We start from the raw sequence: 22690 nt of genomic DNA on the forward strand, positions 1-22690 counted from the left end.
GGGCACTTCAGGCGTCGCGCAGCACCGCCACCGGGGGTTCGTCCACGGCACGGCGTGCCGCCAGCGTGCCGGTGAGGCCCACCAGCACCGCCCCGAGCAGCAGCCCGGCCGGCCAGAGCAACGGGCTCACCGTGTAGCGGAGGTCGAACACCTGCTCCGCCAGGACCAGGCCGATGGCCGTCGCGCCCAGGGCGGCGAGCGTGCCGGAGAGCGCGCCCAGCGTGGTGAATTCCGCGGCGACGCCCTGCAGGATCTTGCGCCGGTCGGCACCCAGCGCATGCAGGATGGCGCTCTCGAAGCGGCGCTCGTCGCGGGTCACCTGCACCGCCGCCAGCAGCACCATGACGCCTGCCAGAAGCGTGAACAGGAACACGTACTGCACCGCGAGCGACGCCCGGTCCACCACCAGGCGCACCTGCGAGAGGATCGCCTCGAGGTCGAACACCGTGACGCCCGGGAACCGCCGCACCAGGTCATTGAGCCTGTGCCGACGCTCCGGCGGCACATGGAAGCTGGCGATGTAGGTCTGGGGCAGCTCGGCAGCCAGACCGGGAGACAGCATGAGGAAGAAGTTCGGCGCGAAGGAGTCCCACTCGATGCTGCGGATGCTGGTCACCGGCGCGGTGAACTCCTCGCCGGCGATGTTGAAGGTCATGGTATCGCCGACCTTTACGCCGAGGCTGCGCGCCACATCCTGCTCGAGGGAAATCTGCGGCGGGCCACGGTAACCGGGACCCCACCACTGGCCGCTGCGGACGTGGTTGCTCTCCGGCAGTTCGGCCGTCCAGGTGATGTTCTGCTCGCGGCGGATGAAGCTCGCGCCGGGCCCCTCGCGCATCCCGAGCTTCGCCACGTCGGTGCCGTTGATGGCGGTGAGCCGTCCGCGGATGAACGGCAGCGAGACCGGTGTCGAGCCGATTTCCTGGCGGATGAAATCGCGCATGGCGGGCCAGGTCGGCGGATCGATGTTGATCAGGAAGTAATTCGGCGCATCCTCGGGGATGGCCTGCCGCCAGGCGCCGAGCAGGTCGCTGCGCACCACGGTGAGCAGCAGCAGCACCATCAGGCTCAGGCCGAAGCCGACGATCTGCACGATGCTCTCCAGGCCGCGCCGCGAGATGTTGGCGAGGCCATACCGCCAGGCCACGCCGGCCGCGCCGCGGAAGCGGGCGACCAGCGCCACCAGGCCCCAGCCGGCCAGCCCCGAAACCGCCGCGAGCGCCAGCAGGCCGCCGACGATCAGGCCTACCAGCAGCAGGTCGCGCACGATGGCGTAGATCATGCCGGCCAGCGCCGCGACGGCGACGGCATAGGCCAGGCCCGCCGACAACGGCGGCGGCGGCAGGTCCCGGCGCAGCACGCGGATGGGTGGCGTCCTGCGCAGCTGCCAGAGCTGCGGCAGGGCGAAGCCGAAGGCAACCGTGGCCGCCGTCAGTGCCCCGAGCCAGGCCGGCAGGACGCGCGGCGGCGGCAGTTGTACCTGCAGCAGCCCCCCCGACAGGACCGCCAGAACCTGCTGGGCAGCGAAGCCGATGAGCGAACCCGCCGCCGTGGTGCCCAGCACGATGACCGCGAGCTGCAGCAGCGACAGGCGCTCGATGAAGCCCTGGGTGGCGCCGATGCTCTTGAGGAGGGCGACCGTGTCCAGGTGCCGCAGGGCGTAGAGGCGCGCGGCCATGGCGGTCGCCACCGCCGCCAGCACCACGGTGACCAGCGAAGCGAGCGTCAGGAACCGCTGGGCACGGTCGATGGCCTCGTTGATCTGCTGCCCCGCATCCCGCTGGTCGCGGAATACCGCCTCGCGATCAAGCCGCGGCGCAACTTCGCTGCGAAAGGCGGCCAGCGCGGCCTCGTCGCCGGCGAACAGCTGGCGGTAGGTGATCCGGCTGCCGGGCCGCACCACGTCCATGGCGGCGACATCGGCGATGTTCACCAGCAGCGAGGGCGCCAGGTTGGCGAAACCCGGGTTCTGGTCGGGCTGGTACTCGAGCACCCGCGTGACTGTCAGCTGGCGCTTGCCCACCTGCACCCGCGCCCCCACCTCGATGCCGAGCTTGCCCAGCAGGCCGGGTTCGGCCCATGCCTCGCCGATGGCGGGGATGCCGCTGGCCACGCTGGCCGCGCCGAACATCTGCGTCGAGATCTTCATTTCGCCGCGCAGCGGGTAGCCGGCCGTGACACCTTCTATGGTGGCGAGCGAGCTCTGGTCGGTGTCGGTGAGCACCACCGAGGGAAAACCCACCGCCTCGGCGGTGCGCAGGCCGAGCGCGTGCGCCTCGTCGAGGAGACCCGCCGCGATCGGCGCCGGCGAGCGGATCACCAGGTCCGCCGCCAGGATCGCGCTCGCCTGCTGGCGGATGGCGCGGCCGACGCGGTCGGTGAAGAAGCCGACGGCGGTGATCGCCGCCACCGCCAGAACGATCGCCGCGATGAGCACGTTGAGCTCGCCGCCACGCAGGCTGCGGCCGAGGGAGCGCAGGGCGAAGCGCAGCGTGTTCACGCCTGCAACCGGCCGCCGACCAGTTCGAGGACCCGGTCGCAACGGGCCGCCAGCTCGCGCTCGTGGGTCACCAGCACCAGCGTGGTGCCGGCCTGGCGATTGAGCCCGAACAGCAGCCCGGCGATGCGCTCCCCGCTGGCGGTATCGAGGTTGCCGGTCGGCTCGTCGGCGAACAGCACCTCGGGCTGCGTGACGAAGGCGCGTGCGATGGCGACGCGCTGCTTCTCCCCGCCCGAGAGCTGCTTCGGGTAATGCGCGAGGCGGCGCTCGAGCCCCACGGATGCCAGCACCTCCCGGGCGCGGCCCGCAGCCTGCCGTTCACCGGCGAGTTCCAGCGGCAGCATGACGTTTTCCAGCGCGGTCAGCGACGGCACCAGGTGGAAGGACTGGAAGACGAAGCCCACGCGCTTGCCGCGCAGCCGCGCGCGGCCATCCTCGTCGAGCTGCGTGAGGTCCTCGCCACAGAGCCACACGCGACCGGAGCTCGGCTGGTCGAGTCCGGCGAGCAGCGCGAGCAGCGTGGTCTTGCCGGCACCGGAGGGCCCCACCAGCGCCACCGTCTCGCCGGCGCGGATCTCCAGGCTGACGTCATCGAGGATGGTCAGCGGCCCTTCGGGGCTGCTAACCTGCTTGCCGAGCCCCGCCGTGCGCAGTACTACCCTGTCCAGATTGTCGTTCCGATCCGCCAAGCTCATCGTCCTGATGCTGGTTGCCGCCTGGCAGCCGGCGCAGGCTGCGGATGCCGCGCGGACATTGCTGGTCGTCGGCGATAGCCTGAGTGCCGGCTTCGGCCTGGAGCCCGGGCAGGGCTGGGTCGCGCTGCTGCAGGACCGGCTGGAGGCCAGAGGTTACGGATATCGGGTGGTGAACGCCAGCACCAGCGGCGACACCACCACCGGTGGCCTCGGGCGCCTGCCGCGCGCGCTGAAGCTGCACCAGCCGGCAATCGTCATCATCGAACTCGGCGGCAACGACGGCCTGCGCGCCACGCCCGTGGCCCTGATCCGCGACAACCTCGCCGCCATGACGCGGATGGCGCAGGATGCCGGCGCGCGCGTCATCCTGGCCGGCCTGCAGATGCCGCCGAACTACGGCGAGCGCTACACGGCCAGCTTCGCCGCCATCTATCCCGCGGTGGCGAAGACGACCGGCGCCGCCGTCATCGGCTTCTTCATGAAGGACGTGGCCCTCGACCCCGCGATGATGCAGGCCGATGGCATCCACCCCAACGCCGCCGGCCAGTCCAGGCTGCTCGACAACGCCTGGCCGGTCATAGAACGGGAGATCCGTGCGCTCAGCGGAAAGCGCTGATGTGGTCGCGGACGAACCGCTCCAGCGAAATGGGCTCGCGCCCGAGCAGCCGGCGCACGGTGTCGGACAGGTGCGGCAGCACTTCACCGGCCGCGATCTCGCGGAACAGTGCCGAGACCGCATTGGCGTGCCATTCGGGCAACACGCGCCTGAGGATGCCGAGGTAGGCCTCGGGGTCGGCCGGCACGTAGCTGATCTTCGTGCCCAGCACCGCGGAGAACTTTTCCGCGACCTGATGGAAGGTCAGCACCTCGGGGCCGGTGATGTCGTAGCTCTTGCCCTCATGGCCCTGGCCCGCCAGGGCTTCGGCCGCCACGGCGCCGATGTCGCGGGTATCGGCCATGGCCGTCCTGCCATCGCCCATCGGCAGCGAGAACGAGCGGTTCTCCTTGATCGACTTCGCGTTGGCGAGAAAATTCTGCATGAAGAAATTCGGCCGCAGCATGGTCCAGGCCAGGCCGGAAGCGCGGATGTACTGCTCGGCCGCCCAGTGCATCTGCGGGATGGGCGCCGTGGCATTCACCATGGACTCCATGGAGGACATCTTCACGACATGGCGCACACCGGCCTCGCGAGCCAGGTCCACCATCTGCTTCTCGAGGGCGAGCTGCTGCTCGCCGTTCGGCAGCAGCAACAGCAGCCTGTCGATGCCGGCCAGCGCCTTGCGGACGCTCGCGGCATCGCCGATGTCACCGGCGACGACCTCGATGCCGGCCGCTTCGAGGGCCGCGGCCTTCTCCACGTTGCGCACCAGGGCGCGGGCCTTCACGCCGCGCGCGGCCAGTGCCTTCGCGGTCTCGCCACCGGTCTTGCCGGTGGCTCCTGTCAGAAGAATCATTGCTGTGCTCCCCGGGAAGAAAACATGCCGGCGATCGTCGCCTGGATGGCCTGCGCCGCCTGGCGCGGGTCCGCCGCGTCACGGATCGGCCGGCCGACGACAATATAGTCCGCGCCGTCGCGAAACGCCTGCTCCACGGTGACGACACGCTTCTGGTCGTCCGCAGGGCGGTTCTCCACGGGACGTATGCCCGGCGTCACCACCAGCAGGCGCTGGTCCACGGCCCGGCGCATGGCCGGCAGCTCCAGACCGGAGGCCACCACGCCATCGCAGCCGGCCTCGAGGGCACGGCGTGCCCGTGACAGCACCAGCTGCTCCACGTCGCAGGCGAAGCCGAGGTCATCGAGATCGCCGCGATCCAGGCTGGTGAGCACGGTGACGGCAAGGATCTTCACCTCGCCCTTGGCCTTCGCGGCCGCCTCCATGATGCCCTGGTTGCCATGCACCGTGGCGAAGCTGACGCCACGCCGGGCGAGCTGGCGCACCGCCGCGCCCACCGTGGCCGGCACGTCGAAGAACTTGAGGTCGGCGAACACCTTCTTGCCCCGCCTGGCCATCCAGTCCAGCAGCTCGAAGTAGCCTCCCGACATCATCATCTCGAGGCCGAGCTTGTAGAACTGCACGGCATCACCCAGTTGTTCCGCCAGCTCGCGCGCGGCGGCGGGCTCGGCGACATCCATGGCGAAAATGAGGCGATCGCGGGGATCGATGGACTTGCTGGTGGCCATGGCGGTTTCCCTTGGGTATCGGCAGGGGATCGACAGGGATCGGCGAAACGGGGGCACAGTGTACCCAATTCCATCGGCGCTACCGCGGAGGCCGCGCCCGGTATCCCTACCAGGCGAGGGTCGGGTCGACCAGCCGCCGGTAGGCCGCCACAGCGTAGCGATCCGTCATGCCGGCAACGTAGTCGGCGACGGCGCGGGCCCGACCGGCCTCGCCGCGCTCGCGGTCCCAGGCGAGGGCGCGCGCGGCATGTTCGGCCGGCATCGCCCTCACGTCGTTCATGAAGCGCAGGAACAGCGCCTCGATCACCCGGCGGGCCTGCCGGTTCATGGCAAGGACCCGCTCGTGGCGATAGAGATGGCGACGCAGGAATGTCTTCAGTTCACGGTGTCCGGCCGCGACCTCCGGGCTGAAGCGGACCAGCGCCCGCGACCGGGCGCGCACGTCCTCGATGGAGGCCGGCGCGGCGGCGTCGATATGCTCCGCCGTGGCCCGGACGAGGTCGGTGACGACCTCGTTGATCATGCGTCGCACGGTCTCGTGGATCAGCACTCGCCGGCTCGGGCGGGAGCGCATCCTGCGCACCGCATCATGGTGGCGGCGGAACAGGCCGACACTGGCCAGCTCCTCCACGGTCAGCAGGCCGGCGCGCAGGCCGTCGTCGACATCGTGGTTGTTGTAGGCGATCTCGTCGGCGAGGTTGGCCAGCTGCGCCTCGAGGCCCGGCTGGCGACGCAGGATGAAACGCTCGCCCAGCTCGCCGAGACCGCGTGCGTGGGCCAGGGAGCAATGCTTGAGGATCCCCTCGCGCGTCTCGAAGCTGAGATTCAGCCCGGGAAAGGCCAGGTAGCGCTCCTCGAGTTCCTCGACCACCCGCAGTGACTGCAGGTTGTGCTCGAAGCCGCCCCAGGGCTTCATGCAGCGGTCGAGCGCGTCCTGGCCCGAGTGGCCGAAGGGCGTGTGGCCGAGGTCGTGGGCGAGGCAGATGGCCTCGACGAGGTCCTGGTTGAGGCCGAGGCAGCCGGCGACGGTGCGCCCGATCTGTGCCACCTCCAGCGAGTGGGTCAGGCGGCTGCGGTAGAGGTCGCCCTCGTGGTTGACGAATACCTGGGTCTTGTAGACCAGGCGGCGGAATGCCCCGGAGTGCAGGACGCGGTCGCGGTCACGCTGGAAGGCGCTCCGGTACGGGTGTGCCGGCTCGTCGTACCGCCGTCCGCGGCTGGTGGCATCGCTCGCCGCGTACACGGCAAGCGGCTCAGGGAAGGCGGGTGGGACCCCTCGTTCCTTGAGATGGAACGAGGGGTCCCACCTGCCTTCCCCTCGCGCCGGCACTACGCCGCGAGTTCGCCACGCACGAAGTCCTGCAGCTCCTGCGGGTTGAAATCCGCCGACACCCTGCCCTGGCCGATGGCGGGCAGCAGGATCAGGCGCATCCGCCCCGCCAGGACCTTCTTGTCCATGGCCATGGCAGCCAGGAAGGCCTGCGGATCCGCCGCTGGCGGCTTCGTCGGCAGGCGCAGCGCCTGCAGCGCCGTGTTGATGCGTGCCACATCGGCGGCCCGCAGCCAGCCCAGGCGCTGCGAGAAGCGGGCCGCCATGCCGATGCCGGCGCCCACGGCCTCGCCGTGCAGCCAGGTCCCGTAGCCGGCACAGAGCTCGATGGCATGGCCGAAGGTATGGCCGAGGTTGAGCAGCGCGCGGCGTCCGCGCTCCCGCTCGTCGCCGGCCACCACCTCGGCCTTGATCTCGCAGGAACGGCGGATGGCGTGATTGAGCGCAGCGGCCTCGCGGCCCAGCAGATCCGAGGCATGCGCCTCGAGCCATTCGAAGAAGGGCGCATCGGCGATCAGCGCGCCCTTGAGCACCTCGGCCAGGCCGGCGGAGAGCTCCCTGTCCGGCAGGCTGCGCAGGGTGTCGGAGTCGGAGACCACGCACAGCGGCTGGTGGAATGCCCCCACCAGGTTCTTCCCGCCAGGATGGTTGATGCCGGTCTTGCCGCCGACGGAGGAATCCACCTGGGCGAGCAGCGTCGTCGGCACCTGGATGAAATCCACGCCGCGCTGGTAGGTGGCCGCGGCGAAGCCGGTGACATCGCCGACCACGCCCCCGCCCAGCGCCAGCACCACGCAGTCGCGGCCGAAGCGGTGCGCGACCAGCGCATCGAGGATCCGCTCCGCCGTGGCCATGGTCTTGTGCGACTCGCCGTCGGGCAGGGTCAGGGATTCGACGCGGCCGCGGCTGGACGACCCCGCCGTGCGGATCGTGCCGAGCAGGCGGTCCAGGTAGAGCGGTGCCACCGTGGCATTGGTGACGATGAGCGCATCCCTCCCGGCGACGTGCGGATCGAGCAGCCCGCGCCGGCCCAGCAGGCCGCTGCCGATGTAGATCGGGTAGCTGCGCGTGTCCAGGTCCACGGTGATGGTCATCATGGCCGTCACTTCCCTCCCTGTTCCAGCTCATCCAGGCGCCGGCAGATCTCGCGTGTCACCGCGGCGACGCGCCGCCCGTCGGTCTCGACGATGACATCGGCAATCTCACGGAACTGCGGGTCGCGCAGCGCCATCAGCGCCTCGAGGATCTCCCGCGGATCGCCACCCTTGAGCATCGGCCGCTGCTTGCTGCTGCGGATGCGCCGCAGCTGGTGCTCCACCGACGCATGCAGGTACACCACCCGGCCGCGCGAGCCCAGCAGCGCCCGGCTGCCCGCATCCTGCACCGCACCGCCGCCGGTGGCGAGCACCACGCCGGGCCGTTGCGTCAGCTCGTCGATGACCTGGCGTTCGCGGGCACGGAAGCCCGCCTCACCCTCGCGCTCGAAAATGTAGGGAATGTCCACCCCGGTACGCGCCTCGATGACTTCATCGCTGTCGATGAACTCGCGCCCGAGGTCCTCGGCCAGCTTGTGGCCCACGGCGGACTTCCCGGCACCCATGGGGCCGATGAGGAAAATGCTGTCGCTGGGGCGCATGGGCGCCATTCTAGCGTGGCGGGCGGCTATGCCCCGGAGGGAAACGCGGCGGCCGGCTTGCGCCGGCGCTGGTCATCGTCCCGCCGCTGGCGATACCGGCCAGCGGCGGGAGGATTCGTCAGTTGGGATCCGCGCAGTTCAGCACGGTGCCGAAGGGGCTTTCTTCGCCGGGCGGCGTCGCCGAGACATTGTTGACGTCCTCGGCCTTGGCATCGAGCAGGAATTGCTGGGCACGCGCGAACTCGGTACCCGATACCGAGGCACTCGCCTCGATCTCGGCACGCACCCACCAGTTGTAGTTCTGCGGGTAGATCACGCAGACCCGGGCGAGCCCCTGGTTATTGGTGCTGACCGCCACGGCGGTACTGCCGGCATTGGCCGTCGCGCAGGGATTGGTGGCGGGTGCCGAGGGGCTCACCGCCGCAACGGTGGCAATGTTGCCCGCCTCCAGGCGGCCGCTGCCGTTGATGTCCTCGAGGGGGTCGAGGATGCCGTTGCGGTTGGTGTCCTCGTCGTTGCAGGACTGGTAGTTGACACCTTCCGTACCTCGGCCCCAGCTGGTCATTCCCTGCACCATCGCGCCCTTGTAGTACTTGACCGAGTTGAGGCTGACCTGCACCACCTTGTTGGCGACGGCTGCACCGACGGAATCGGTGACGATGATGTCCCATTCCTTGGCGAACGACGCTGTGGTCGGCTCGAACAGGTCATTGCCGGTGCCGAGCGAGATGAACAGCGCCTGCTGTGCCACCGTGAGCTGGACCGAGTCCTCGGCCAGGGGCGGATTCAGGGGGTTCGGGTCCGGAACATAGGCATGAAGCGTGACACCATTCTGGGCGGTGGCGTTGGGTCCGGCGGTGTACACCGCCTGCGCCGTTCCCACCGAATTGGTGGTGACGCTGCCCGGTGCGATGCCGGCACCGCCACTGGTATCGCTGACCACCTCGAAGTAGACCACAGCGTTCTTCACCACCTGCTGGTTCACGTCACGCACCACCGCGGTCAGCGTGGACTGGCCACTCACCGGCACCGTGAACGGTGACGCCTGAAGATCCAGCGATGCCGGGTTGGTGGCGACGAACTCGATATTCAGCGTTGCCGTGGTGTTACTGACCGGATCTCGGGCGGTGACAATGGCGCTACCCGCCGTGCTGCTGGTAATGGTGGCCTGGGCGACGCCACCGGCAGTCGGCAACACGCCGGAGACCGAACCCCGGGTCGTGGAGAACTGGACGACGGAACCATTGGGGACCGGGTTGCCATTCTGCAGCCACTGCAGCTGCACCACCTGCCCGGTGTTGAGGATGACCTCCGAGTTCGGTGCAGGCGCGATGAAGGCGAAGGAATCGCCGGAGATGCTGACATCCGCCGTGGCCGTCATGCCCATGGCCGTGGCCGTGACTGTGTCACCGCCGCCGGAACCCGCCGTACCAGCCGTCAGTGTACCGTCCGCACTGCCTGAAGCATTGGTGGTGCGGGTCGGCGGACTCACGACATTGCCATTGGCGGAGGTAAACGCTACCGAAATCCCGCTGATGCCGGCGCCAGCAGAATCCTTCAGCGACGCAGTGAACTGACCAGTGCTGTTCAACGCCAGTGCTGGCGGGCCAGTGAGGCTGAGGGTCGTGCCGACAACAGCGATACTGAGCGTCTGCGTTATACCTGCGGTCGCAGTGACCGTGATGATGCGATTGGTGGGGTCGAGGCCGTTGGTCAGTTCAGCTGTAGCCGTGCCATTGGCGTCCGTGGTGCCTTGCGTGACCAGCAACGCGCCGGAGTCGGCGCTCAAGGCCACCGGCACGTTGGCGACGACGTTGTTGCTCGCATTACGGACGATGGCAGTGATCAGCACCTTCTCTGAGCCCGTCTTGTCGGACGGCAGCTGCGTGTTGTTGGCGATCAGCTGTATCGATGCGACAGATCCAGCGGCCGTGTTGCCATCGGGCGGCGAAAGGATGGACCCGCCACCACCGCCGCAAGCGGCCAGCACCAGCGCCAGCAGGGAAACCAGAAGTGTGCGATTTCTGTTCATGGGTACAAGATCCTCAGCGATGCCCCGTACGGCACCCGATCAATAAATGCTCGAGCCTTCCTTCAGGATCTTCGGCGTGACGAAGATCAGCAGCTCGGACTTTTTCGAGACGCGCGTGCTGGAACGGAACAGGTAGCCGAGCCCGGGAATGTCGCCGAGGAACGGCACCTTGCGCATGTCCTCGCCCTGCTCGGTCTCGTAGATACCGCCGAGGACGACGGTCTGGCCGTTGTTGACCAGCACCTGGGTCTCGACCGAGCGGGTGTCGATGCTGGGCACCTGGCCGCCGCGCTCGTTGGTGATGACCTTGCCGACGCTGTCCTTGGTGACCCGCAGGTCCATGATGATGCGGTCATCCGGCGTGATCTGCGGCTTCACGGTGAGCGACAGCACCGCTTCCTTGAACTGCGTGCTGGTGGCGCCGCTGCTGGATGATTCCTGGTAGGGGATCTCCACGCCCTGCTTGATGAAGGCTTCCTTCTGGTTGGCCGTGATGACCCGCGGCGAGGAAATCACCTCGCCCCGGCCCTCGGCCTGCAACGCCGAGAGTTCCAGGTCGACGAGGAAATTCTCGTTGAGCAGCGCCACCGCCAGCCGTCCGGCCGGATTGGCCACCGGCAGGTTGACGTTGAAGCGGTCATTCAGCGTCGGCGTCGTCACCGGGTAGGGGTTGCCGGTGCTGTTGATGTTGCTGATGGCCGAGCCGACGATCGTGTCGTTGCCGGCTGCGCTGCCGGTGGTGGACAGCAGGCTGCTGCCGTGGTCATCCACCGCGGTGACGCCCCAGCGGACGCCGAGGTCGCGGCTGAAGTCGTCACGGACCACCACCACGCGCGATTCGATGAGCACCTGGCGGACCGGGATATCGAGGGTCGACACCAGCCGGCGGATATCGGTCACCCGCTCCGCGGTGTCCTGCACCAGCAAGGTGTTGGTGCGCTCGTCGAGGGCCACCGAACCACGCTCGGACAGCAGCGAGTTCTGGCTCTTGCCCTTGATGAGCTTGGCGAGGTCGTCCGCCTTCGCATAGTTGACCTGCAGGTACTCCGAGACCAGCGGCTCGAGCTGGCGGATCTCCTTGCGCGCCTCGAGGTCGGCCTTCTCGCGGGCGGCGATCTCCTCCGCCGGCGCGATGATCATGACATTGCCGTTCTGGCGCTTGTCGAGACCCTTGGTGGCCAGCACGATGTCCAGCGCCTGGTCCCAGGGCACGCTCTGCAGGCGCAGGGTGACGTTGCCCTGCACCGAGTCGGAGACGACGATATTGCGGCCGCTGACATCGGCCAGCAGCTGCAGCACCGCGCGGGTCTCGATGTCCTGGAAGTTGAGCGTCAGCTTCTCGCCGGAGTACTGCTTGTCCGGGCTGAACAGCGTGGCCTTCTGCTCGACCGCGGCCTTGACGACCGGCTTCACCTCGACGGTGAACACCTTGTCGGACTGGTAGGCCAGCTCATCGAAGTTGCCGTGCGCGGCGATCACGATGCGGGCATTGGCGCCCACGCGGGAGACGTCCACGGTGTCCACGGGGGTGGCGAAGTCCGTCACGTCCAGGCGCTTGACCATGGAATCCGGGAGCTGGGTATTGCCCAGGGTCAGCACGATCTGGCCGGCTTCCTTGCGCACATCGACCGGCGCTCCGACCTCGGAGAGATTGAGGATCACGCGCCCGCCGCCGTTCTCCGCGCGGCGGAAGTCGACAGCCTGGATGCTGCGGGCGGCACCCGGGGTTGTGGCCGAGGCGCCGCCCGGTGCGGCGACTGCCGGGGCCGAGGCGGCCTCGGCGCTTGCGGTGGAGGTGGCCGCGCCGGAGCCCGGCGTGCCCAGCGTCACGAACACGCTGTTGCCGGCAACGCGCGTCTGGTAGGGCACCATGGTGTCGAGATTGAGGACGACACGGGTGCGACCACCCGATTCGGCGGCCAGCACGGTCGCCAGGTTGCCGATCCCGACGTCCTTGCGCCGTGACTGCAGCGCGATCACGGTGTTGGGGAGATCCAGAGCGATACGGGCCGGGTTCTCGATCGTGAAGGACAGCGGCTCCGGTGCGGCGCCGGAGAGCTTGAGCTCCAGCTCCACCTTGTTCCCCGGCAGGGTCTGCACCTGCACGTCCTGCAACTGCAGGGCCGCATCGGCGGCCAGCGCACCCGAAGTCGCCAGTACCAGGCCCGCCAGCACCGCGAGCGCGGTGAGGATGGCCATGGCCCCGGCGGCGAGTGCCCGCCCGAGCAAACCGCCGTCGACACCCGATGCCCCGGGCGCCCGGAATACTACTGCTGGCCTAGCCGTGCTCATCGTCACTTACTCCCACGCTCTCCCCCTGGGGGGCGCTGTCAGTCGGACAGGCCTATGGCCGCCGACCGCTTGTAGAAACCGCCGATGCCATCCGGCACCAACTCCTCGACCTTGACCTCGCCCTCGGTCACCGATACCACGCGGCCATCGTTCTGGCCGACGTAGTTGCCCGGCACCACGCGGTGCACCAGGCCGTCCTGGGCCTGCAGCAGTGCGTAACGCTGGTGATCCTTCTGCAGAGTCCCGACCATCTTCAGGGTGTCGAGAGGGAACTGCTCCAGGTACTCCTTGGGACGGTTCGCCTCCGGGCGCGGGCCTGCATTGGCACGTCCCTTCGGCGAATCGGGCGCGAACGGCGAGCGCAGCGACTGCGCCTCGTAGGTGAAGGTCTCGTAAGGCTTGACCTGCGGCAACGGCTCGATGCGGCCGCCGGGGCGCGCCTTGACGTCATTGATGTACTTGTCGAGGTCGTCGTTGCCGCCGACGCAACCGGCCACGGACAGCGCCAGCAGCGGGAGCAGCATACGCACGAGCTTGTGGCTGAGCGACGTCATGGCCTTAACCCGCCTTCTTCGCCTGTCCGGGGCTCGCCGGCTTGCCCTTGGGCGCCGCACCCGGCTTGGTTCCAACCCGTGGCGCGCCCTTGCCCTCGGCGGGAGCGGCTTCGCTCTCATCGAGGTATCGATAGGTCTTGGCGGTCACGTTGAGGATCAGCTGGTCGGCAGGTGCATCCTTGCCGGCCGGCGTGATCTCGATGTCATGCAGGGTCACGATGCGGGGCAGGGCGGCGATGTCGCTGACGAAGCGGCCGAACTCGTGGTAGGAGCCCCGCAGGCGGATCTTGATGGGTTTCTCCGCGTAGAAATCCTTGCGGATCTCGTCCATCGGCTGGAACAGCTCCTCCTGGAGGCCTGCCGCCAGACCGGTCTGGGAAATGTCCACCAGCAGGTTCGGGATCTCGGTCTTGCCGGGCAGCTGGCGCAGCATGGTGCCGAAGGAGCGCTCCATCTCGGCCAGTTGCGCCTTGTAGGCACTGAAGTTGGCAGCCTTCTTCTGCTTCTGCTCGAAGGACTGGCGCAGCTCCCGCTCCTCGCGCTCGGCCTTCTCCAGCAGCGGCATCTGGTTCTTCCACACGATCATGTAGAAGCCGCCGACCGCGACCACGAGGAAGAAGACGCCGACGAAGAAGGCGTGGAAGACTCCCGGCCAGCGCCCGATGTCATTGAAGTCGAGCTGGCGGAGTTGCTCGAGGAAGTTCACGGCTTGCTCCCCTCCTCACGGGTCGAGGCCTGCTTGACCATCACCGTGAACTCACTGGCCCGCGGCGCGTTGGCGTCACCCTTCTTTCCGGTGGACTTGACCTCCACGACCTCGAGATCGGGGTCCTTGAGCCAGCCGGACTTGTCGACGTTGCGCATGAACGCCGATACGCGCGTATTGGATTCCGCCGCACCCTTGATCTCGATGCTGGCACCCTTCTGCTTGATCGAGCTGAGGCTCACGCCGTCGGGCAGGGTACGCACCAGCTGGTCGAAGACATGGACGATCTCCGGGCGGCTGCGCTGCAACTGCTCGATGATCTCCATGCGGGCCAGCAGGCTTTCCTTCTTCGCCTCCAGGTCGAGGATCTCCTTGATGCGCATGTCGAGCGCCTGGATCTCGCCTTTCAGCAGGCCGTTGCGGGCATGCTGATTGTCGATGATGGCACCCATGACGAGGTTGGCCAGGCCGACCACGATAGCCGCCGCGACCACGGCGCCAGCCAGTCCCATGAAGAACTGGTTGCGCCGTTTGGCGCGCAGGGCCGCGCGCCACGGCAACAGGTTAATAATTGGCATGCGAGTCGAAACTCCGTAGCGCCAGCCCACAGGCCGTCAGCAGCGCCGTGGCGTCCTTGCGGATGCCCTGCGTCTTTGCCCGGGAGGAAAGCTTCATCTGCCCCAGCGGATCGCCGATCTCCGTGGGAATGCCAACCTTGCTGGAGATGACGTCGGCGACACCCGGAATGTTGGCGCAGCCGCCACACACCAGGATCTGGTCGGGCTGCTCGCGGTTGCTGCCCGACGCGAGGAAGAACTGCAGCGAGCGGCTGACCTGCTGGGTCATGTCGTCGATGAACGGATCGAGGACCTCCGGGGCGTAGTTGCTGGGCAGGCCGCCTTCCTTCTTGGCGCGGCCCGCATCCTCGAGCGACAGCCCGTAGGTACGCATGATTTCCTCGGTCAGCTGCTGGCCGCCGAAGGAGAAGTCGCGGGTGTAGACGACCCGCATGTCCTGCAGCACGCTGAAGGCCGTGTTGCTGGCGCCGAAATCCACCACCGCGATGAGGTGGCCCATGCCGCCGTCGGGCATCTGGTGGGCCATCAGCTGGCAGGCGTTCTCCAGCGCGAATGCCTCCACGTCCACCACGCGGGGTATCAGTCCGGCAGCCTCCACGGCCGCGCGGCGCTGGTCGACGTTCTCGGTGCGCGTCGCCACCAGCAGGATGTCGAGCATGTCGGGGTCGGCCTTCGATTCGCCGACGCGCTGGAAGTCGTAGCTGACTTCCTCCATCGGGAACGGGATGTACTGGTCGGCCTGGATCTCGACCTGGGCCTCGAGCTGGCTGTCGCTGAGCGTCTTCGGCAACTGGATGATCTTGGTGATCGCCGCATCGCCGCTGATGCCGATGGCGACTTCGCGGGTCTTGGTGTTCGCGCGCTTCACGGCACGCCGGATGGCCTCGCCCACCGCAGCAGCATCGACGATGACCTTCTCGTTGATGGCGTTCGGCGGCGTCGGCTCGGCCGCGTAGCATTCCGCGCGACAATTGCTGACGGAGCCCGACAGCTCGATCAGCTTGATCGACGACGTCGTGATGTCAAGTCCGATCAGGGGTTTCGATCGCGGCGAAAAAAGCACGTCTTTTCCCTTCTATCTCGGCAACTTGCACAAGAAAAATCGGGCCCCACGTCAGGATCCCAATTTAACCATATATCACGGTCGTTACAAACCACTCGTGATGGCGTTCACGGGCCGGGACAAAAACCCGGGCATGCACCGGCCAGCGAGCCGGTCTGGCCCAGACGATCGGAGAGGAACGGCAGCGCCCGCGAGGGAGCCCTGAACGGCGAGGTGCTGAGGCAGACGACGGCCCATCGGCAGATGTGCACTCCGTGGTCTGGCAACCCCGCTGTCCTAGGTTCCGGTACCGGTCGCGGCGGGCAGCCTTCCCGCCATGATCAACCCGGATTCCCTTAGACCGGTGGCTTTGCGTCCTCACCTTTCGGTGAGTTTGCCCAAAATCCGCGGACAGGATGCATAATCGCCACCCCTGAGGCAAGGGATAACCGCCGGATTTTGCGATGCAGTTCTTACTTCGCCTTGGAACCGCGGCCCTGGCACTCTTCCTGAGCGTTGCGATCCTGGTCACCGGCATCGCCGCCGCAGGCTACTACTACCTCGCCCCGGGACTGCCCTCGGCGGACACCATTCGCGACGTGAAACTGCAGACGCCCCTGCGGGTGTATTCGCGCGATGGGCGCCTGATGGCGCAGCTCGGCGAACAGTGGCGCACGCCGGTGCGCTTCGAGCAGATCCCCGACGTGGTGGTCAAGGCCTTCCTCGCCGCCGAGGATGACCGCTTCTTCGAGCACCCGGGCTTCGACTACCAGGGCATCATGCGCGCCGCCATCAACTACGCGCTCACCGGCGAGCGCAGCCAGGGCGGCAGCACCATCACCCAGCAGCTTGCCCGCGCCTATTTCCTCACTCCCGAGCGCAGCTTCGTGCGCAAGGCCAGGGAGCTGATCCTGGCGGTGCAGATAGAGAAGGAGTTCGAGAAATCGGAGATCCTTGCGCTATACCTCAACAAGATCTTCCTCGGCCAGCGGGCCTACGGCATCGCCGCCGCCGCCCAGGTCTACTTCGGCAAGGACCTGGACGAGCTGACGCTGGCGGAGGCCGCAACCCTGGCCGGCATCCCCAAGGCGCCTTCGCAGCTCAACCCGATCAACGGGCCCACCCGCTCCGCCCAGCGCCGCCACTACGTGCTCGGACGCATGCACGATCTGGGCTTCATCGACCAGGCCCGGTACACGGAGGCCATGGCCACGCCACTGGTGGCGCGATTGCATGGGCCGAAGGTCGAGCTCGAGGCGCCCTACGTCACCGAGATGGTGCGGGCGCAGATGGTGGAGCGCTACGGTACGGCCGCCTACACCGATGGCTACCGTGTCATGACCACCATCGACAGCCACCTGCAGGCGGCCGCCAATACCGCGCTGGCGACCGCGCTCTTCGAATACGACCGCCGGCACGGCTACCGCGGCCCGAGCGCCCGCGGTGTGCTGGCCAAGGTGCCAGGCGCCCCGGGTCCGGCACGCGACCAGGCGTTGCAGGCCCTGCTGGAACGCTACCCCGGCGATGCCGATCTCAAGCCGGCCGTGGTGCTGTCGCTCGGCAAGGACAATTCGGCCCTGTTCTACGTCCGCGATCTCGGGCCGCTCACGGTCCCCTGGGAAGGGTTGCGCTGGAAGCGCTATCTCAGCGACGCGGCAGTGGGCGAATCGCCGAAGTCCGTGGCCGACATGGTCGCCCCGGGGGATGTCGTGCACCTGTTGCATACCAGCAACCGGGGCTGGCTGCTGGCCCAGACGCCGGCCGTCGAGGGCGCGATGGTGGCGCTCGACCCGGCCGATGGCGCCACGGTTGCCCTCGCGGGCGGCTTCGACTTCTTCGAAAGCAAGTACAACCGTGCCGTGCAGGCCAAGCGCCAGCCCGGTTCCTCCTTCAAGCCCTTCATCTATTCCGCTGCCCTGGAGCACGGCTACACGCCGGCGAGCCTCATCAACGATGCGCCACTGGTGTTCGGCGACAGCGAGCTCGAGGACGTCTGGCGGCCCGAGAACTACGCCCGCGAATTCAACGGCCCGACCCGGATGCGGGAAGCCCTGGTGAAGTCGCTGAACCTCTGCTCGGTGCGCATCCTCATGGGCACGGGAATCGACGCGGCGATCCGCTACATCCGCAGCTTCGGCTTCGACGATACCGCCCTGCCCCACAACCTGTCGCTGGCCCTGGGCAGCGGTGGCGCCTCGCCCTGGGACATGGCGGCGGGCTACTCCACCTTCGCCAACGGCGGGCATCGCGTCGAACACTACGTCATCGACCGCGTCTTCGACGCCAGTGGCCGTGAGGTGCTGGCCACCGAACCGCTGCGCGCCTGCCAGGCCTGCGATGCGGCGCAGACGGCAGCCATTCCCGCCGGACCCCAGGCGGATGATGGCAGCGCACGCACCTTCGCAGTCGGAGGCGCTGACCTGCCCGCGGGCAGGGCGCTGGATGGCAATGGCACGGGCAGGCCGGACGAGGTGCCCGCCTACGCCAGCGTCGAGGACATGATCGCCAGGGCCACTGACTGGCGGCCCACGGTGGCGGAAACGCCCGGCTTCTATCGCGACCTGCGCCTGGCGCCACGGATCATTCCGGCCGACAACGCCTTCCTGGTCTACGACATGATGCGCGACGTGATCCGCCGTGGCACCGGCCGCAGCGCCCGCGACCTCGGGCGCGACGACATAGCCGGCAAGACCGGCACCTCCAATGAGCGGCGCGACGCCTGGTTCAGCGGCTTCAACGGTGCGCTGGTCGCGACCGCATGGGTGGGCTTCGACAAGGAGCGCTCGCTGGGACCGCGGGAAGAAGGCGGCCGGACCGCCCTGCCCATGTGGAAGTACTTCATGGCGCGGGCGCTGAAGCACACGCCGGAGCGGCCGCTGCAGCAGCCAATGGATCTGGTGCTGGCACGCATCTCGCCCGATACCGGCCACCTGGCCGCCGCAGGCGACAGCAGCTCCATATTCGAGTTCTTCCGGCCCGCCGACCTGGAGGCCGCGGAGCAGTCCATGCAGCAGTCCGGCCCGGCGCAGCAGGCGGACCGCAGCGCCGAGATATTCTGAGGCGCGCCAGGCCGGGAGCCTGCCTCATGCCAAGACGCAACCGCTCACGCCCCGATCACCGCCGCACGGCCATCGCCCAGGAGGCCGCCCGCCTCATGCAGGAGCATGGCCTGCGGGACTTCCGCAGCGCCAAGGAGAAAGCGGGCCTGCGGCTGCAGCTGGGTGACAAGGGTGCCCTGCCCAGCAACCAGGAAGTCGAACTGGCCATGGCGGAGCGCAACCGCATCTTCCGCGGTGACGAGCACGAGGCATTCCTGGACGTCATGCGCCAGCAGGCGCTGCAGGTGATGGCCGAGCTGGCTGCCTTCGACCCGAGACTTGTGGGTGGAGTGCTGGCCGGTACCGCCACGGAAACCAGCGCCATCGAATTGCACGCTTTCAGCGACACATCCGAAGCGCTGGGCGCCGCCCTGGAGGCGCTGGGCCTGGCCGCCCGGCCGTTCGAGCAGCGGTTGCGCGTGCGGCGGGACCGGACGGAATCCTTCCCCGGCTACCGGTTCCAGCGCAACGATTTCGATTTCAGGCTGACCGTGTTCCCCGAACGGGGGCGTGGCAACGCGCCGCTGTCGGCCATCGACAGCCGGCCGACCCGCCGCGCCACCGCGCGCGACGTCGCCGCACTGCTGGCTCAGCGCTTGCCGACGTCGACGTAGTCGCGCCGGGCCGGGCCCGTGTAGAGCTGGCGCGGGCGGCCGATGCGGCCCTCGGGATCGGTGATCATCTCGCGCCAGTGCGCGCACCAGCCGACCGCCCGGCCGATGGCGAACATCACCGTGAACATGGACGTCGGGATGCCGAGCGCCTTGTAGATGATGCCCGAGTAGAAATCGACGTTCGGGTAGAGCTTCTTCTCGACGAAGTAATCGTCCTTGAGGGCGATCTCCTCGAGCCGCATGGCCACGTCGAGCAGCGGATCGGACTTGCCCAGCTGCTTGAGCACCTTGTGGGTCATGGCGCGGATGATCTTCGCGCGCGGGTCGTAGTTCTTGTACACCCGGTGGCCGAAGCCCATCAGGCGGAAGTTGTCGTTCTTGTCCTTGGCGCGGGCGATGAACTGCGGGATGCGCTCCGGCGTGGCGATCTCGCGCAGCATCTGCAGCACCGCCTCGTTGGCGCCGCCATGCGCCGGGCCCCAGAGGGCGGAGATGCCGGCAGCGATGGCGGAGTACGGGTTGGCGTGCGAGCTGCCCGCCAGCCGCACCGTCGAGGTGCTGCAATTCTGCTCGTGGTCCGCGTGGAGGATGAACAGCAGGTCGAGCGCCTGCGCCGCCACGGGGTCGACCGCGTACTTCTCCGCCGGAACGGCGAAGAACATGTGCAGCAGGTTCGACGAGTAGTCGAGGTCGTTGCGCGGATAGGTGAAGGGCTGGCCCACGGTGTGCTTGTAGGCGGCCGCCGCGATGGTCGGCAGCTTGGCGATGATCCGGTGCGCGAAGATGTCGCGGTGGCGCGGATTCATGATGTCCGTGGTGTCGTGGTAGAACGCCGACATCGAACCGACCACGCCCGCCACCATGGCCATCGGATGGGCGTCGTAATGGAAACCGTTGAACAGGCGCAGGATGGTCTCGTTGATCATCGTGTGCGTGGTGACGGTGTGGGTGAACTCCTCGAGCTGCGCCGAAGTCGGCAGTTCGCCGTGCAGCAGCAGGTAGCAGACCTCCATGAACGAGCTCTTCTCGGCGAGCTGTTCGACCGGGTAGCCCCGGTACATGAGGATGCCCTGGTCACCGTCGATGTAGGTGATCTTGCTTTCGCAGGACGCGGTGGACCCGAAACCGGGGTCATAGGTGAACAGGCCGTTCTCGTTGTAGAGCGCGCGGACGTCGACCACGTCGGGGCCGATCGTGCCGGCACGCGACTGCAGCTCGACCTGCTTGCCCGTCGAGGGATCCATGAAGATGTATTTCTTTGCGCTCATCTGCTTACCCGGCTGGCCATCGTCGTACAGGAAACAAACCACCCCGCTGGCGCCCCGCTGCGGCCAATGCCGTCACCGCGGGTGCGACGCCCTGGATCGAGATTCCGGGAAATGCGCCAGGCCGGGCCATCTGCTGGCCCAGCCTGCGCAATGGGCGGCTCATTATAGGAAAGGCGCGCACGGCTGGCCATGCGCCACAGCACGGATTCGTGCGGCGGGTCCGCCTGTCGGGGTGGTGGTTGGCGGGCGGCTGACCCGCCTCAGGCGATCTTGTACTTCTTGCGGAACTTGTCGACCCGGCCGCCGGAATCGACCAGCTTCTGCTTGCCGGTGTAGAACGGGTGGCAGGACGAGCAGACTTCGACGTGCAGCTCTTCCTTCAGGGTCGAGCGGGTCGTGAACTCGTTTCCGCAGCTGCAGATGACCTTGATGTCCTGATACTGCGGGTGGATGTCGGCCTTCATGACTGCTAACCCCGGTGGCACGGCTGGGAACCGAAAAAGGGCGCAGAGGATAGCGGGCCGGGGACGGTCGTGGCAAGCACGGCGGGGCGCGCCGGCCTTTATCCACAAAATATGTGGATAACTCTGTGGGCAAGGGCTGTGGCCGCCGCCACGCGCCGCCCGGCGCCGGAAGATTCTGCGGATTTGGTCAAGAAATGAGCATTTTCATTATATTGTGCAATATCAGTGCATTAGCCGTCTTACTGAAGCCTTGCTGACATCTGTTCGGCTCAAATCTCACTGAAAGCTATGGAATCGCTGCTGCTTGTGCATAAACGGCGGCGGCGCTGCATCAGTGCGGGCTGCGGTTGCCTTGCTCTCCCTGCCGGAGCAACTCCCGCAGGGCCCGCAACGCCTGGCCGCGATGGCTCAGCTCGTTCTTGCGGGTTGCCGGCAGCTCGGCGGCCGTCAGCCCGCTGGCTGCGTCCTCGAAGACCGGGTCATAGCCGAAGCCCGCCTCGCCGCGCGGCGCGACGGCGATTCGCCCCTCCCAGCTGCCTTCGGCCAGCAGCGGCGCGGAATCCGCCGCGCTGCGCACGTAAGCGAGCACGCAACGGAAGCGCGCGGAGCGCCGACCGGCGGGCACCGCCGCCATCCGCTCCAGCAGCAGGCGCAGATTGTCGGCATCACCAGCCGCCTCGCCCGCGTAACGGGCCGAAAGCACCCCGGGTGCCCCGTCGAGCGCATCGACCTCCAGTCCGGAATCATCCGCCAGCGCCGGGAGCCCCGTGGCGGCCGAGGCGTGGCGTGCCTTGATGAGCGCATTCGCCGCGAAGCTGTCGCCGGTCTCCGCGGCGGGCTTCACGCCCAGGTCGGATTGCAGGCACAGTTCCCAGGCCGGGCCGAGCAGGGCGGCGAACTCGCGGGCCTTGCCGCGGTTGCCAGTGGCGAGAACGACACGCCGTGGCACGGCGACTCAGGACCGGCTCTTGCGCCAGTCCGCGAGGGCCTGGCGCTGGACCTCCATGATCCGCGCACTGCCGGCGGCAGCCAGAGCCAGCATCTGGTCGAGCTCTTCGCGGCGGAAGGCGTGGCCTTCCGCCGTGCCCTGCACCTCGATGAAGGCCCCCGAATCGTTCATGACCACGTTCATGTCGGTCTCCGCCTGGCCATCCTCGGCGTAGTCCAGGTCCAGCACCGGCATGCCCTGGTAGATGCCCACCGACACGGCCGCAACCTGCCCGTGCAGCGGGTGGCGCCGCATGCCGCCCTCGCGGACCAGGACATCGACGGCCAGGGACAGCGCGACCCAGGCGCCGCAGATGGCGGCGGTGCGCGTGCCCCCGTCCGCCTGCAACACATCGCAGTCGAGCGTCACCGTGCGCTCACCGAGGGCCTTGAGATCCGCCTGCGCGCGCAGCGAGCGGCCGATCAGGCGCTGGATTTCCTGCGTGCGCCCGGTCTGCCGCCCGCGGGCCGCCTCGCGCGCCATGCGGGTATGGGTGGCCCGGGGAAGCATGCCGTACTCCGCCGTGATCCAGCCCTGGCCCTGCCCGCGCAGGAACGCGGGCACGCCGGTCTCCACGCTCGCGGTGCACAGCACGCGCGTGGCGCCGAATTCCGCAAGCACCGAGCCTTCGGCATGGCGGGTGAACCCGGCCTGGAAGGCAATGGGGCGCAACTCGTCCGGACGCCGGCCGCTCGGTCTCTGCATGATGCT

At 68.0% G+C, this 22690-nt stretch carries 20 protein-coding genes and 1 riboswitch; of the genes, 3 read left to right on the forward strand and 17 right to left on the reverse strand.

Going from position 1 to position 22690, the window contains the following annotated elements:
* Nucleotides 1–7: 7 nt before the first annotated feature.
* Both HRU81_11920 and HRU81_11925 read right to left on the reverse strand, forming a co-directional pair.
* The gene (locus HRU81_11920; protein QOJ32761.1) at nt 8–2500 is read right to left on the reverse strand and encodes an ABC transporter permease; all 2493 of its coding nucleotides are present in this window, start codon (nt 2498–2500) and stop codon (nt 8–10) included.
* Nucleotides 2497–3195, reverse strand: coding sequence for an ATP-binding cassette domain-containing protein (locus HRU81_11925; GenBank protein QOJ32762.1), 699 nt, complete (start codon nt 3193–3195; stop codon nt 2497–2499). Before HRU81_11925 ends, HRU81_11920 begins: the two co-directional genes overlap by 4 nt.
* 7 nt (nt 3196–3202) lie before the next feature.
* On the opposite strand from HRU81_11925, the gene HRU81_11930 reads away from it, so the two are divergent.
* Nucleotides 3203–3811 (forward strand): arylesterase, encoded by a 609-nt coding sequence (locus tag HRU81_11930; GenBank protein QOJ33393.1) that lies wholly within the window; start codon nt 3203–3205, stop codon nt 3809–3811.
* Here HRU81_11930 and HRU81_11935 read toward each other — a convergent pair.
* The 11 genes from HRU81_11935 to HRU81_11985 form a co-directional block, all read right to left on the reverse strand.
* The gene (locus HRU81_11935) at nt 3795–4649 is read right to left on the reverse strand and encodes an SDR family oxidoreductase (protein QOJ32763.1); all 855 of its coding nucleotides are present in this window, start codon (nt 4647–4649) and stop codon (nt 3795–3797) included. The two genes, HRU81_11930 and HRU81_11935, sit on opposite strands and share 17 nt — an antisense overlap.
* On the reverse strand, nt 4646–5377 hold the full coding sequence (gene pyrF / locus HRU81_11940) for an orotidine-5'-phosphate decarboxylase (protein ID QOJ32764.1): 732 nt from the start codon (nt 5375–5377) through the stop codon (nt 4646–4648). Before pyrF ends, HRU81_11935 begins: the two co-directional genes overlap by 4 nt.
* Nucleotides 5378–5483: 106 nt before the next feature.
* Nucleotides 5484–6707 carry a deoxyguanosinetriphosphate triphosphohydrolase gene (locus HRU81_11945; GenBank protein QOJ32765.1) on the reverse strand — a complete coding sequence of 408 codons (1224 nt, stop codon included), beginning with the start codon at nt 6705–6707 and terminating at the stop codon, nt 5484–5486.
* Entirely contained in the window at nt 6707–7804 is a 1098-nt protein-coding gene (gene aroB / locus HRU81_11950; protein ID QOJ32766.1) for a 3-dehydroquinate synthase, read from the reverse strand. Before aroB ends, HRU81_11945 begins: the two co-directional genes overlap by 1 nt.
* Before the next feature lie 5 nt (nt 7805–7809).
* A complete protein-coding gene (gene aroK, locus HRU81_11955; GenBank protein QOJ32767.1) occupies nt 7810–8343 on the reverse strand; it encodes a shikimate kinase AroK in 534 nt (177 codons plus the stop codon).
* 118 nt (nt 8344–8461) lie between these two features.
* Nucleotides 8462–10375 (reverse strand): Ig-like domain-containing protein, encoded by a 1914-nt coding sequence (locus HRU81_11960; protein QOJ32768.1) that lies wholly within the window; start codon nt 10373–10375, stop codon nt 8462–8464.
* Between the two features lie 39 nt (nt 10376–10414).
* A complete protein-coding gene (locus HRU81_11965; GenBank protein QOJ32769.1) occupies nt 10415–12667 on the reverse strand; it encodes a type IV pilus secretin PilQ in 2253 nt (750 codons plus the stop codon).
* Between the two features lie 38 nt (nt 12668–12705).
* A complete protein-coding gene (locus HRU81_11970; GenBank protein ID QOJ33394.1) occupies nt 12706–13191 on the reverse strand; it encodes a pilus assembly protein PilP in 486 nt (161 codons plus the stop codon).
* Between the two features lie 34 nt (nt 13192–13225).
* A complete protein-coding gene (locus tag HRU81_11975; protein ID QOJ32770.1) occupies nt 13226–13927 on the reverse strand; it encodes a type 4a pilus biogenesis protein PilO in 702 nt (233 codons plus the stop codon).
* The gene (locus tag HRU81_11980) at nt 13924–14505 is read right to left on the reverse strand and encodes a PilN domain-containing protein (protein ID QOJ32771.1); all 582 of its coding nucleotides are present in this window, start codon (nt 14503–14505) and stop codon (nt 13924–13926) included. The genes HRU81_11975 and HRU81_11980 overlap by 4 nt, the downstream gene beginning before the upstream one ends.
* A complete protein-coding gene (locus tag HRU81_11985) occupies nt 14492–15541 on the reverse strand; it encodes a pilus assembly protein PilM (GenBank protein QOJ33395.1) in 1050 nt (349 codons plus the stop codon). The genes HRU81_11980 and HRU81_11985 overlap by 14 nt, the downstream gene beginning before the upstream one ends.
* A gap of 285 nt (nt 15542–15826) precedes the next feature.
* A riboswitch (cyclic di-GMP riboswitch) is annotated at nt 15827–15956 on the reverse strand.
* A gap of 55 nt (nt 15957–16011) precedes the next feature.
* Between HRU81_11985 and HRU81_11990 the strand changes: the two genes are divergently transcribed.
* Entirely contained in the window at nt 16012–18606 is a 2595-nt protein-coding gene (locus HRU81_11990; GenBank protein ID QOJ32772.1) for a transglycosylase domain-containing protein, read from the forward strand.
* A 26-nt stretch (nt 18607–18632) separates the two neighbouring features.
* Nucleotides 18633–19259, forward strand: coding sequence for a hypothetical protein (locus HRU81_11995; protein ID QOJ32773.1), 627 nt, complete (start codon nt 18633–18635; stop codon nt 19257–19259).
* Here the strand turns inward: HRU81_11995 and HRU81_12000 are convergent.
* The 4 genes from HRU81_12000 to rph all read right to left on the reverse strand — a co-directional run bounded on the left by HRU81_12000 (nt 19235) and on the right by rph (nt 22684).
* Nucleotides 19235–20527 carry a citrate synthase gene (locus tag HRU81_12000; protein ID QOJ32774.1) on the reverse strand — a complete coding sequence of 431 codons (1293 nt, stop codon included), beginning with the start codon at nt 20525–20527 and terminating at the stop codon, nt 19235–19237. The genes HRU81_11995 and HRU81_12000 overlap by 25 nt on opposite strands.
* Nucleotides 20528–20787: 260 nt before the next feature.
* Nucleotides 20788–20991: a 50S ribosomal protein L31 gene (gene rpmE, locus HRU81_12005; protein QOJ32775.1), complete on the reverse strand. Its 204-nt coding sequence runs from the start codon at nt 20989–20991 to the stop codon at nt 20788–20790.
* 331 nt (nt 20992–21322) lie between these two features.
* Entirely contained in the window at nt 21323–21940 is a 618-nt protein-coding gene (rdgB, locus tag HRU81_12010; protein QOJ32776.1) for an RdgB/HAM1 family non-canonical purine NTP pyrophosphatase, read from the reverse strand.
* A gap of 6 nt (nt 21941–21946) precedes the next feature.
* The gene (gene rph / locus HRU81_12015) at nt 21947–22684 is read right to left on the reverse strand and encodes a ribonuclease PH (protein ID QOJ32777.1); all 738 of its coding nucleotides are present in this window, start codon (nt 22682–22684) and stop codon (nt 21947–21949) included.
* Nucleotides 22685–22690 lie beyond the last annotated feature (6 nt).

The organism is Gammaproteobacteria bacterium (assembly GCA_015709695.1).
GTDB lineage: Bacteria > Pseudomonadota > Gammaproteobacteria > Steroidobacterales.

What these genes read in the sequence shown, in the direction of transcription:
- HRU81_11925 (QOJ32762.1), bottom strand. Translation starts at nt 3,195, where the DNA reads ATGAGCTTGGCGGATCGGAACGACAATCTGGACAGGGTAGTACTGCGC.
- HRU81_11930 (QOJ33393.1), top strand. Translation starts at nt 3,203, where the DNA reads ATGCTGGTTGCCGCCTGGCAGCCGGCGCAGGCTGCGGATGCCGCGCGG.
- HRU81_11935 (QOJ32763.1), bottom strand. Translation starts at nt 4,649, where the DNA reads ATGATTCTTCTGACAGGAGCCACCGGCAAGACCGGTGGCGAGACCGCG.
- pyrF (QOJ32764.1), bottom strand. Translation starts at nt 5,377, where the DNA reads ATGGCCACCAGCAAGTCCATCGATCCCCGCGATCGCCTCATTTTCGCC.
- aroB (QOJ32766.1), bottom strand. Translation starts at nt 7,804, where the DNA reads ATGATGACCATCACCGTGGACCTGGACACGCGCAGCTACCCGATCTAC.
- aroK (QOJ32767.1), bottom strand. Translation starts at nt 8,343, where the DNA reads ATGCGCCCCAGCGACAGCATTTTCCTCATCGGCCCCATGGGTGCCGGG.
- HRU81_11960 (QOJ32768.1), bottom strand. Translation starts at nt 10,375, where the DNA reads ATGAACAGAAATCGCACACTTCTGGTTTCCCTGCTGGCGCTGGTGCTG.
- HRU81_11965 (QOJ32769.1), bottom strand. Translation starts at nt 12,667, where the DNA reads ATGAGCACGGCTAGGCCAGCAGTAGTATTCCGGGCGCCCGGGGCATCG.
- HRU81_11970 (QOJ33394.1), bottom strand. Translation starts at nt 13,191, where the DNA reads ATGCTGCTCCCGCTGCTGGCGCTGTCCGTGGCCGGTTGCGTCGGCGGC.
- HRU81_11980 (QOJ32771.1), bottom strand. Translation starts at nt 14,505, where the DNA reads ATGCCAATTATTAACCTGTTGCCGTGGCGCGCGGCCCTGCGCGCCAAA.
- HRU81_11990 (QOJ32772.1), top strand. Translation starts at nt 16,012, where the DNA reads ATGCAGTTCTTACTTCGCCTTGGAACCGCGGCCCTGGCACTCTTCCTG.
- HRU81_11995 (QOJ32773.1), top strand. Translation starts at nt 18,633, where the DNA reads ATGCCAAGACGCAACCGCTCACGCCCCGATCACCGCCGCACGGCCATC.
- HRU81_12000 (QOJ32774.1), bottom strand. Translation starts at nt 20,527, where the DNA reads ATGAGCGCAAAGAAATACATCTTCATGGATCCCTCGACGGGCAAGCAG.
- rpmE (QOJ32775.1), bottom strand. Translation starts at nt 20,991, where the DNA reads ATGAAGGCCGACATCCACCCGCAGTATCAGGACATCAAGGTCATCTGC.
- rph (QOJ32777.1), bottom strand. Translation starts at nt 22,684, where the DNA reads ATGCAGAGACCGAGCGGCCGGCGTCCGGACGAGTTGCGCCCCATTGCC.